The organism is Flavobacterium sinopsychrotolerans (genome assembly GCF_900110375.1).
GTDB lineage: Bacteria > Bacteroidota > Bacteroidia > Flavobacteriales > Flavobacteriaceae > Flavobacterium > Flavobacterium sinopsychrotolerans.
This window is the reverse complement of record NZ_FODN01000002.1, coordinates 401,857-413,655: the sequence shown is the minus strand read 5'-3', so window position 1 is coordinate 413,655 and position 11,799 is coordinate 401,857. Positions and strand designations below refer to the sequence as shown.

Below are 11,799 nucleotides of genomic sequence, written 5' to 3'. Positions count from 1 at the left end.
TAATGCTTACTTTTATGCAGCTTATTTTTAGGTACGGATTTTTTAAAATTCAAAATATTCCGCTGGCATTAGCAGATTGGCAATATTTATTTTTGGTTTTATCAACAGTTTTGATTGCTGGTGGTGGATATATCATTAATAATATTTTTGATCAAAACACGGATGCTATCAACAAACCCAAAACCGTTGTTATAGGCAAAAGCATTTCAGAAACACAAGCTTATAATTTATACATTGGACTTACTGTAACGGGCGTGGCAATTGGTTTCTATTTATCAAATGTTATAGCCAAACCAGGTTTTGCATCTATATTTATTCTGATTGCAGCTACACTTTATTTATATGCCACAAGCCTGAAACAAATGATGCTCATTGGCAATATTATTGTAGCATTGTTACTTTCGTTTAGTATAATTATAATTGGGATTTTTGATTTATATCCTGCCACAGGAATAGACAATCAACAACAAATGGGATTGTTTTTTTCGATCTTATTAGATTATGCTATTTTTGCTTTTATGATTAATCTGTTGCGGGAAATCGTTAAAGACATTGAGGATACCGATGGCGATTACAACCAAGGAATGAACACCTTACCTATTGCAATAGGAAAATCCAGAACTGGAAAAATAGTTTTTGGACTGAGTTTTATTCCACTTTTTTTTATTTTATTTTACATCAATAAATACTTGTTTGAATTACTATTCGTTACACTATATCTATTGCTTTTTGTTGTAGGTCCGCTGATTTTTTTCATTATAAAAATGTGGACGGCTACAACCAAAAAAGAATTCCATTTTTTGAGTATACTTTTAAAATGGATTTTGCTTTTTGGAATCCTTTCCGTTGTTGTTATCAGTTTAAATATGAAATATAATGCTTAGAAATAAATTAAAAAAATACACTTTAATTCTGGCTTCGGGTTCACCGAGACGCCAGCAATTTTTTAAAGATTTAGACTTGGATTTTGAAATTCGGTTGAAAGAAATTGAAGAAATCTATCCTCCAGAATTAAAAGCGCACGAAATCACTAATTATTTGGCTGAACTGAAAGCCAGCGCTTTCGAAGGAGAATTAAACCCAAATGAAATTTTGATTACCAGCGACACCATTGTTTGGCACAACAATACCGCTTTGGGTAAACCAAAAGACGAACAAGATGCTTTTGAAATCCTTAAATCATTATCGAATGCTACTCATGAAGTCATTACTTCCGTTTGCTTTAAAACCAATAAAAAAGTTGAGATTTTATACGAAATAACAAAAGTCACATTTAATGAATTAAGTGAGGAATCGATTCGTTATTATTTAGAAAACTACAAGCCTTATGACAAGGCAGGTTCTTACGGAATACAGGAATGGATTGGTTTTATTGGCGTTTCAAAAATTGAAGGTTCTTATGCTAATGTGATGGGAATGCCCACGGATAAAGTGTATGAATATTTGAATAATTTAGCCTAGTCGTTTTATGGAAATGTCATTAATACACGAATACACCAGGGAATTAATTGCTACCGGAATCTTAGGGATTCTGCTGATTTTATTGCGGATAATCTCAACCAAATTGGTAAGGCGCTACGCCAAATCAAACCAAACGCTGGAGCACAGAACTAATTTAGTCATTAAATACATTCATTTATTTATCAATATTTTGGTTATTATTGCTTTAATAGTGATTTGGGGCGTTCAGACTAAAGATATTACTATTGCACTTTCTTCTATCACAACCGTTGTAGGTGTAGCTATGTTTGCTCAATGGTCTATTTTGAGTAACATTACTTCCGGTATTATTTTGTTTTTTTCTTTTCCGTTTAAAATTGGGGACGTCATCAAAATCCATGATAAGGATTTCCCAATTGAAGCCGAAATTGAAGATATTGGTGCCTTTCATGTTTTCTTAAAAACAATTGAAGGGGAAAAGATTATTTACCCCAACAATTTGCTTTTGCAAAAAGGAATCTCCATTCTAAAAAATCATTTTGAAAATAAAGAATTCGTAGATTAATTCATAACTTTATGAATGCTAACGCTATTTTCGTTAATAAATCTATCGATTCGAAAGTGATAATTATGTAACTATTGATAAAAAATATGTAATACTTTAATTTTTATATTGCCACATATTTGTCAGTTGAAAATAGTTGAATATTAGTTAGTTTATAATACCAAACAAAAAAGATATGAATGATATCCTAAAATTTCCATTTTACGCTAAATTAACCCTGACTTTGTTGGGTTTAATTGCTATTATCTTTATTTTTTACATTGGTCAAGACATATTGATCCCTGTAATGATGTCGTTTTTGTTTGCGATATTATTGTATCCCATTGTTCAATTTTTGAAATCAAAACTCTATTTTCCGCATGTTCTGGCTGTAATGATAGCAGTGATTTTATTTGTATTAATTTTTATTGGTCTTTTTGTTTTTCTATCCTTTCAGATCAGTGATTTTGCTGATGATTTTGATAAAATTGAAAGAAATATTAACATTCATCTTAGTAATATTCAAGGTTTTATTAGAGATAATTTTCATTTAAGTTCCAGAGAACAAAAACAGTATATCGATACTGCAGCTGAAGATTCGATGGAAAAAGGAAAAGAAATCATTGGAACTACCCTAATGTCATTTACGGATACTTTGGTAAACTTAACTTTGATACCGATTTACACTTTTTTAATTCTTTTGTACAGAACGCATTTTTTACTATTTTTATCTAAATTATTCAAAAAAGAAAACCATGAACAGTTAAAAAACATTTTAACAAATGTTAGAGTAGCCATCAACAGTTACATTGTAGGTTTGATTATTGAAATGATTTTAATTTCAGTAATGACAACCCTTGGATTTATGCTAATAGGTGTGAAATATGCCATTTTATTGGGAATAATAACAGGAATTCTAAATCTGATTCCTTACATAGGAATTCTATTTGCCGGTGTTTTAAGTATTGTTGCTTCACTTACAGGTTCACCTGATTTATCAATAATTGTTGGTGTTATAGTAATAACTGTTGTGGTTCAGCTCATTGATAATAATATCATTGTTCCGCTGATTGTAAGTTCTAAAGTAGAGATAAACGCATTCATATCGATTGTTGGAATCATTATCGGAGGAGCAATTGCCGGAGTTTCAGGAATGTTTTTAGCACTTCCGATACTTGCCGTTTTAAAAGTCATTTTTGACAGAATTGAATCTCTAGAACCTTGGGGATACCTGATGGGAGACCATTTACCAAAAACCTATACTTGGCGAAATATTAAATTACCACTCTTTGATTCAGAATCAACACCAAAGAAAACCATCATTAAAACTGATATTGTAGTTCCGATTTTTACTGAAACCACAACTGAAAATGACAGCAATAAAACGGATGATTAGATTATAAAAATCATAGAATTCATTATCTAAAGTGTGACTTTGTTTATCAAAACTAGCAATTAAAAAGATTCCTCTTTTTGTTTCGTTAATACTGTTTTAAAATTATTTTTTATCATGTTTAAAAAACAAAAATTGATTCTCTTTCTTTTGATATGCTGCTGCTGGCAGGTTTCCTTTTCACAGATAAAAAAAACAAAAAAGGATTCTTCAGAAGTTTATAAACAAATTCAAACCTATTCCAAAAAAAATAAATTCACTAAATTAGTCCATAAATTAGTTTTTAGACCCGTTAATGTAAAAACAAAAAAAACAAAAGTAATCCCAAAAAGATACGCAAAATTTGAAGGCAAGATTATTAGAAACATAAATATCATCACTTTAGATCCTTTTGGTTATTCGGAAATTGATACCACAAGAAAACCTAAAAATTGGGCTGAACGAACCGGAAACAGAGTCCATATTAAAACGAACAGGCTTGCTATTAGGAATTTATTACTGATTAAGAAAAACAAACCTCTAGATTCCTTGTTAGTAAAAGAATCTGAACGTTTAATAAGAACGCAACGCTACATCAGTCGGGTTGATATTACTCCGCAATTGATCAATAAAAACACTGATTCCGTAGATGTATTTATTCGGGTTTTAGATTCGTGGAGTATTATTCCAAAGGGCTCTATTTCAAGTTCAAGAACTAATTTCGAACTGAATGACCGTAATATTTTGGGCTCTGGTCATGAATTTAATAATAAATTCAGAAATAGATTCAGCGATGGAAAAAGTGCCTACAGTTTAGCGTATAGTATTCCTAATATCAAAAATACTTTTATCAAAACTACTGTCAGCTATAGTATTGATTTAGAAGACTATTACAGTAAAAGTATCAATTTCGACCGTCCTTTTTACTCTGCATTTACAAAATGGGCTGGGGGTGTTTATTTTGATCAACAATTTAGAAAAGATACTCTTCCGGATTCAAACTCGATATTTGCCTATCAGAATTTCAAATACAATTCACAAGACTTATGGCTTGGACATGCTTTCAATATTTTAAAAGGAAATACTGAAAGTGACAGAACTACAAATTTAGTAGTAGCAGGTCGTTTTTTGAATGTAAAATACCTCGAAAGTCCAATAATCAATTATGATCCTAATGATTATTATTCAAATGAAAAATTTTCACTGTTAGGAATTGGTATCACGTCTCGAAAATTCGTTCAAGACAGTTATATTTTCAACAATGGTATTATTGAGGATGTGCCTATTGGAAAAATATTTGGGATCACTGCGGGATACCAATATAAAAACAAACTCAATCGTTATTATATAGGTACACGAGCAGCATTTGGTAATTTTTATAAATGGGGATTTTTAAGTGCTAATTTTGAATTAGGAACTTTTATTGAAAAATCAAATACCAAACAAACGGCTTTTTCCTTTCAGGCAAATTATTTCACAAATTTATTTAGTATCGGTAAATGGAAGTTACGACAGTTTGTTAAACCACAATTAATTCTTGGCTCAAAGCGGGAAGATATAATTGCCGATCAGCTTAGTATTAATGATAATTATGGACTTCAAGGATTTAATACTGCGCAGTATGGAACTAAAAAAGCAATTTTAACATTACAAACTCAGGCATACGCCCCATGGAATCTTTGGGGATTTAGATTAAACCCCTATTTTAACTATTCAATTGCCATGCTTGGAAATGCTAAAAAGGGATTGCTAGAAAATAAAGCATATTCAAAAATTGGTGTTGGATTTATTATAAACAATGATTTTTTGATTTTTAGTTCTTTTCAACTTTCCCTTTCTTATTATCCATCTATACCCGGTAATGGACAAAATATTTTCAAAACAAACTCTTTTGAGACTACTGATTTTGGATTTCAGGATTTTGAATTGGCAAAACCTCGCACCGTAATTTTCAAATAACAAATGGTCAATTTTATAATCCTATTTTTATTTTAAAAAACTATATTTTAAATAGTTAAACACACATTCTTGTTTTAATTAATGTAAATTATACAATTAAATACTATAATTATATAAGATATTATTACGAATTAATGTTTACTTTTATTGTGTTAAAATTAATAACTAAAACCCAAAAGAAATGAAAAAAGTTACCTTTTATTTAATGATGATGGTATTGTCATTAAGTGTTGTTCCAACTCAAATGTTAGCTGCTGAAAAAAACCCAACTTCGGTTTCAAACAACCCAAAAGAAGTTCCTGCAGAAGTTAAAGTATTGCTTAATCGTCTTGACGAAATAAAAGCAATGGATAAATCTTCTTTGAATTCTTCAGAAAAAAAAGAACTACGTAAAGAAGTACGTGCGATTAAAGCTGAATTAAAATCAACTGGAAATGGTATTTATTTATCTGTTGGTGCAATTATTATAGTTATCCTTTTATTGATTCTTTTATTGTAACTGAATCAACAAGAATGAAAATAAAAGAAGGAAACGAAAAATAATCGTTTCCTTTTTTTATGAAGTAAAATAACACAATTAAATGTTAATTTTTTGATATTGGCACAATTGTTGGCTTTACCACAAAACGAGATAAAATAATAATTGAAAATTACTAATTAAAATTTTTAAAAATGAAAACATTAAAATTAATCATCGCAGGAATTATACTTTTTGCATCTGCAAATACAATGCAAGCACAAGTTTCAGTAAATGTAAATATAGGAAGTCCTCCAGCTTGGGGTCCGGCTGGTTACTCATCTGTAGATTATTATTATTTACCGGATATTCAAGCTTATTATGATATCAGAGCTACGCAGTTTATTTATTTTGGTGGAGGAAAATGGATTCGTTCAAGAAACCTGCCTAATCAATATAGAAACTATAACTTATACAATGGTTACAAAGTAGTCTTGAACGATTACCATGGTTCAAGACCATACAGTAACTTTAAAACACACAAAGCAAAATATTACAAAGGATACAAAGGTAAACCTCAAAAATCAATAGGTTCTAACCGCAGTAATGCTAACAAAGTTTACAAAAGTAACGGTAACAATGGAAATAAGGGTGGAAAAGGAAATAATGGTCATGGAAATGGAAAACATTAATACTGATTTCACATAATTTATAAAGAGAGTCTCAGCAATGAGGCTCTTTTTTTTTTAGCGCATTAATTATTAATTAAATGTTAATTTTTTTGTTTTGGCACAGTTGTTGAAATTACTCAAAAAGTATCGTGTTAACGAGCTAATATAAAAAAATTATTACTAATTAAATATTTGAAAAAATGAGAACATTAAAATTAATTGCGGTAGGAATTATACTTTTTGCATCAAGTACAATACATGCACAAGTCTCAGTAAATTTAAACATAGGTACTGCCCCATCTTGGGGACCTTCAGGATATGCAGAAGCTGAATATTATTATTTACCGGATGTTGAAGCTTATTATGATGTAAGAGCCACACAGTTTATTTATTTTGGTGGAGGAAGATGGATACGTTCCAGACATTTACCAAATCAATATAGAAACTATGATTTATATGGTGGATACAAAGTAGTATTAAACGATTATCATGGTTCAAGACCTTACAACAACTTTAACAACCATAAAGTAAAATATTATAGAGGATATCATGGAAGAGAACAAAGAAATATTGGCTATAACAACAACCGTAGAGTATATGTAAAGCAAAGAGGAAATGACAATCATAGAAGATATGATAATGATAACCACAGAGAATATAAAAAACATGATAACCGAAATAATGGAAACGGACATGGAAACGGAAGAGGAAATGGGCGTGGAAATGGACATGATAGAGATTAATCACACATTTGTTTAAAAAAGAGAGAGGATACCAAAATTGGTGTTCTCTCTCTTTTTTATTAAAGAAAACCCAAAATATTTCAGAAGAAATTATTTAATTCCTACTTTTGAAGCTATTGCAAATTAAATTAAAAAAAATGCAAAAAAAATACGTATCCGCTATTTTAATGTTTCTTTTATGTTGCCAAATAACAAATGCGCAACAACCACAAAAACCAAATTCTGTTGAAATTTACAATCAAATTCAAAAGCTTAATTTTCTAGGTTCTGTATTGTATATTGCCGCACATCCAGATGATGAAAACACCCGATTAATTTCTTATTTGTCCAATGATCAAAAAGCCAGAACAGGCTATTTATCGTTGACACGTGGAGATGGTGGCCAAAACTTAATAGGAACACAGTTACGCGAATTATTAGGAGTGATACGAACACAAGAACTTATTGAAGCTCGAAAAATTGATGGTGGAGAACAATTTTTTTCCCGTGCCAATGATTTTGGGTTTTCCAAAAATCCAACAGAAACCTTAGAAATTTGGGATAAAGAGAAAGTATTGGCAGACGTTATTTGGGCCATCCGAAAATTTCAACCTGATGTAATTGTCAACCGATTTGACCATCGCTCTCCAGGAACTACACACGGTCATCACACTTCATCGGCAATGTTGAGTGTCGAAAGTTTTCAATTGGCTAACAATCCAACTATTTTTCCGGAACAATTGCAATTTGTAAAACCTTGGCAAACCAAACGCCAGTTTTTCAATACTTCTTGGTGGTTTTATGGAACTGTCGAAAAATTTAATGCCGCTGACAAAAAAAATCTAATTGCACTAGAAACTGGTGTTTATTATGCCGGATTAGGAAAATCAAATCAAGAAATAGCAGCATTAAGTCGCAGTCGTCATCAATCGCAAGGTTTTGGTAGCACTGGTGCGCGTGGCGAAGAAACGGAATATTTAGAGTTTATAAATGGAGATGTTTTAAAAGAAAAAAAATCACTTTTTGAAGGAATTGACACCTCTTGGAACCGAGTAAAAGGAGGAAAAGCTATTGGAGAGTTATTGACAACTATTGCAGCTGAATTCGACCATAATAATCCTTCGGCAAGTATTCCAAATTTGGCGAAAGCCTACGCAATGATGGAAGCTTTGGACGAAAATCACTGGGCACCACTGAAATCCGCAGCCATAAAAGAAATTATAGCAACCTGTTCCGGGTTGTATCTTGAAGCCGTTGCCCAAAATCAGGAAACGACTCCCGGAAGCACTATTAAACTGAAACTTGAAGCCATCAACAGAAGCTCAGCGCCATTACAATTAATGAGCGTGACCAGTTTACCAAATCAAATTACGACACCTCAAAATAGGGATTTAAAAAACAATATTCTGAATAACATCAATTTAGATTTAAAGTTACCCGAATCAATTAACTACACACAACCGTATTGGTTAAGAGAAAATGGAACCGTTGGGATGTATGCCGTAAATGAGCAGCAAAACATAGGAATTCCGGATATTATTCGGGAAGCTAAAGTAGTCTTTAACGTTCAAATCAACGGAATCGAAATCCCATTTGAGCGAACAGTAGTTTATAAATACAATGACGATGTAAAAGGTGAAGTGTATAATTATCTCGACATAGTTCCTGATGTTACGACTTCAATTGTAGACAAAGTATTGCTTTTTAAAGATACCAAAATAAAATATGTAGGCGTAAAAATCAAAGCGGGTAAAGATGCCGTTAAAGGAAATCTGCAACTGGAACTGCCTAAAAACTGGAGTGTTTCTCCAAAATCAATTCCTTTTAACATCCCAAAAAAGGGAACGGAACAAATTGTTTATTTTGAAGTAACTGCGCCTAACAAATCGGATGAAGCGGTTGCCAAAAGTGTGGCGATAATTGACAATAAACGATTTGACAAAGAACAAATCATCATTAATTATGACCACATCACGAAACAACAAGTTTTAAAATCAGCTGAAGCCAAATGCATCAAAACGGATTTAAAAACAAATGGTGAAAAAATCGCATACATTATGGGAGCAGGAGATGAAGTTCCTAGCAGCCTGACTCAATTGGGTTACACGGTTACACTGCTGAAACCTGAAGAAATAACACCCGAGAAATTAGAAAATTTTGATGTAGTCATGACAGGTGTTCGTGCTTATAATACCGTTGCAGCATTAGCAAATAAGCAAAACATTCTTTTTGATTTTGTAAAAGGAGGAAAAACAATGCTCGTACAGTATAATACTGCGGGTGATCTTATAACCGAAAACATAGCTCCTTATCCATTAAAACTGTCCCGCGACCGTGTAACCGAAGAAGATGCTGAAGTTCGATTTTTAGCACCAAACCATCCCGTTTTGAATTTCCCAAACAAAATTACAGCTAAAGATTTTCAAGGTTGGAAACAAGAACAAGGATTGTATTACCCAAGTGAGTACGACAAAGCCTTCACTGCTATTCTATCTTCTAATGATAAAGGAGAAACACCAAAAAATGGTGCATTGCTGATTGCTCCTTACGGAAAAGGACACTACATTTATACGGGTTTAAGCTTTTTTAGAGAATTACCTGAAGGCGTTACCGGTGCGTATAAATTAATTTCAAATATTATCTCATTGAAATCATCCGAAAAAATTCCTGTTCAAAAAATCAAGCCCTAACCCAATCTAAAATGGAAACAAAAAAAATAAAAACCTGGAAGAAGAACTATACTTGGGTGCTTGTAGCCAATGCTATATACATCCTGATCTTTTGTCTCATCATGAAATTATACTCTTAAATTATGCAATTATTTGATTGGGTTATACTTATAGTTACATTACTGTTCATCGTAATTTACGGTGCATGGAAAACCAAAGGAAGTAAAAATGTTGAAGACTTTATTCTGGGTAGTAATGAAACGCCTTGGCACATTGTTGGGCTTTCTGTTATGGCGACGCAAGCCAGTGCAATTACATTTCTTTCCACTCCAGGACAAGCCTATCATGACGGAATGGGATTTGTACAATTCTACTTTGGATTGCCAATTGCCATGGTAGTAATATGTGTCACCTTTATCCCTTTATACCACAAATACAAAGTATACACGGCTTATGAATACCTCGAAAAAAGATTTGATTTAAAAACTCGTTCCCTTGCAGCTATTCTTTTCTTGTTTCAAAGAGGTCTTGGAACTGGACTGACCATTTATGCGCCAGCGATTATTTTGTCGGCAATATTGGGTTGGAATCTTACTTACATGAATATCATTATTGGTGTATTGGTTATCATTTATACCTTTTCCGGTGGAACCAAAGCAGTGAATGTAACTCAAAAACAGCAAATGTTTGTGATTATGTCGGGAATGCTGATTACCTTTTTTCTGATATTACATTATCTACCTAATGACATGACATTTACCAGTGCGCTTCACATAGCTGGAGCAAATGACAAAATGAATATTGTCAATTTCTCTTTTGACCCAGAAGAAAAATATACATTTTGGAGCGGAATCACAGGAGGTTTTTTCCTTGCATTGGCTTATTTTGGAACTGACCAATCTCAGGTAGGGCGTTATTTATCAGGAAGATCCGTTAGGGAAAGCCAAATGGGATTGATTATGAATGGGCTGCTAAAAGTACCAATGCAGTTCTTCATTTTACTTACCGGAGTTATGGTTTTTGTTTTTTTCCAATTCAATCCTGTTCCATTAAATTTTAATCCAAACAACAAAGCCATGATTGAAAAATCGGCTTATAAAGGCGAATACAATGCTTTGGAGCAAAAATTAGACGATCTATCCGAAGATAAAAAAGTAATTAATCTATTGTATATCGATCAGCTCAATCAAGATTATGACAATCCAATCCTTCGAAAAGAATTGGTAGCTTTGTCCAATAAAGAAAAAGATTTGAGAGATCGAGCCAAAGAAATAATCCTCAAAGCCGACAGCAACAGTGAAACTAATGACAAAGATTATGTGTTTTTTCACTTTATCCTTAATTATTTACCCAAAGGACTTATCGGTTTATTGCTAGCCGTTATCATTTCAGCTGCTATGTCATCGACTGCTTCCGGATTGAATGCATTGGCATCAACTACCGCAATTGATATTTACAAACGCAATCTGAAAGAAGAAAAATCAGAAAAACATTATCTATATGCTACAAAATTTTTCACATTGCTGTGGGGAATTATCGCTATTCTTTTTGCCTGTATCGGGACGTTGTTCGAGAATTTAATCCAATTGGTAAATATCATTGGATCCATATTTTACGGAACTGTATTGGGAATTTTCCTGGTTGGTTTTTATATACACAAGGTGCAGTCCAAAGCTATTTTTTACAGCGCCGTAGTAAGTCAGATTACTATTTTTATCATTTACTATTACGCCATTTATATTTTCCCGAGCGGTGAAGAAAAACTGGGGTATTTATGGCTCAATTTCATTGGAGCGATGTTAACGATTGTGATTTCATTGTTATTGCAATGGACCATTTTCAGGAAACAGAAAGCAATCATGGAGTAATTAAAATTGGCATTCATCATCATTGTAATGACAAAATGATGCATCAATTTGAAAACAATCCTATTCTTAAAATAAAAAAATATTGACTTAATTACAA

General features: G+C 32.3%; 10 protein-coding genes. All 10 read left to right on the top strand.

Going from position 1 to position 11,799, the window contains the following annotated elements:
* Positions 1-14 precede the first annotated feature (14 nt).
* The gene (locus BMX64_RS06035; protein ID WP_244273238.1) at positions 15-884 is read left to right on the top strand and encodes a geranylgeranylglycerol-phosphate geranylgeranyltransferase; all 870 of its coding nucleotides are present in this window, start codon (positions 15-17) and stop codon (positions 882-884) included.
* The gene (locus BMX64_RS06030) at positions 877-1,461 is read left to right on the top strand and encodes a Maf-like protein (protein WP_091168401.1); all 585 of its coding nucleotides are present in this window, start codon (positions 877-879) and stop codon (positions 1,459-1,461) included. Before BMX64_RS06035 ends, BMX64_RS06030 begins: the two co-directional genes overlap by 8 nt.
* Positions 1,462-1,474: 13 nt before the next feature.
* Entirely contained in the window at positions 1,475-2,005 is a 531-nt protein-coding gene (locus tag BMX64_RS06025) for a mechanosensitive ion channel domain-containing protein (protein ID WP_091169041.1), read from the top strand.
* A 175-nt stretch (positions 2,006-2,180) separates the two neighbouring features.
* Positions 2,181-3,380 carry an AI-2E family transporter gene (locus BMX64_RS06020; RefSeq protein ID WP_091168397.1) on the top strand — a complete coding sequence of 400 codons (1,200 nt, stop codon included), beginning with the start codon at positions 2,181-2,183 and terminating at the stop codon, positions 3,378-3,380.
* A gap of 114 nt (positions 3,381-3,494) precedes the next feature.
* On the top strand, positions 3,495-5,315 hold the full coding sequence (locus tag BMX64_RS06015) for a BamA/TamA family outer membrane protein (protein ID WP_091168395.1): 1,821 nt from the start codon (positions 3,495-3,497) through the stop codon (positions 5,313-5,315).
* Positions 5,316-5,496: 181 nt separating this feature from the next.
* Entirely contained in the window at positions 5,497-5,814 is a 318-nt protein-coding gene (locus BMX64_RS06010; RefSeq protein ID WP_091168392.1) for a hypothetical protein, read from the top strand.
* A gap of 173 nt (positions 5,815-5,987) precedes the next feature.
* Complete coding sequence (locus BMX64_RS06005; RefSeq protein ID WP_091168389.1) at positions 5,988-6,464, top strand: hypothetical protein; 477 nt, start codon at positions 5,988-5,990, stop codon at positions 6,462-6,464.
* Between the two features lie 179 nt (positions 6,465-6,643).
* Entirely contained in the window at positions 6,644-7,186 is a 543-nt protein-coding gene (locus BMX64_RS06000) for a hypothetical protein (protein WP_091168386.1), read from the top strand.
* 137 nt (positions 7,187-7,323) lie between these two features.
* Entirely contained in the window at positions 7,324-9,855 is a 2,532-nt protein-coding gene (locus BMX64_RS05995) for a PIG-L family deacetylase (RefSeq protein WP_091168382.1), read from the top strand.
* A gap of 122 nt (positions 9,856-9,977) precedes the next feature.
* The gene (locus tag BMX64_RS05990) at positions 9,978-11,702 is read left to right on the top strand and encodes a sodium:solute symporter family protein (RefSeq protein ID WP_091168377.1); all 1,725 of its coding nucleotides are present in this window, start codon (positions 9,978-9,980) and stop codon (positions 11,700-11,702) included.
* The last annotated feature ends 97 nt before the right edge of the window (positions 11,703-11,799 follow it).

Excerpts from the sequence above, each read along its gene's own strand:
- BMX64_RS06005 (WP_091168389.1), top strand. The coding sequence starts at position 5,988 with ATGAAAACATTAAAATTAATCATCGCAGGAATTATACTTTTTGCATCT.
- BMX64_RS05990 (WP_091168377.1), top strand. The coding sequence starts at position 9,978 with ATGCAATTATTTGATTGGGTTATACTTATAGTTACATTACTGTTCATC.
- BMX64_RS06015 (WP_091168395.1), top strand. The coding sequence starts at position 3,495 with ATGTTTAAAAAACAAAAATTGATTCTCTTTCTTTTGATATGCTGCTGC.
- BMX64_RS06030 (WP_091168401.1), top strand. The coding sequence starts at position 877 with ATGCTTAGAAATAAATTAAAAAAATACACTTTAATTCTGGCTTCGGGT.
- BMX64_RS06025 (WP_091169041.1), top strand. The coding sequence starts at position 1,475 with ATGTCATTAATACACGAATACACCAGGGAATTAATTGCTACCGGAATC.
- BMX64_RS05995 (WP_091168382.1), top strand. The coding sequence starts at position 7,324 with ATGCAAAAAAAATACGTATCCGCTATTTTAATGTTTCTTTTATGTTGC.
- BMX64_RS06010 (WP_091168392.1), top strand. The coding sequence starts at position 5,497 with ATGAAAAAAGTTACCTTTTATTTAATGATGATGGTATTGTCATTAAGT.
- BMX64_RS06035 (WP_244273238.1), top strand. The coding sequence starts at position 15 with ATGCAGCTTATTTTTAGGTACGGATTTTTTAAAATTCAAAATATTCCG.
- BMX64_RS06000 (WP_091168386.1), top strand. The coding sequence starts at position 6,644 with ATGAGAACATTAAAATTAATTGCGGTAGGAATTATACTTTTTGCATCA.
- BMX64_RS06020 (WP_091168397.1), top strand. The coding sequence starts at position 2,181 with ATGAATGATATCCTAAAATTTCCATTTTACGCTAAATTAACCCTGACT.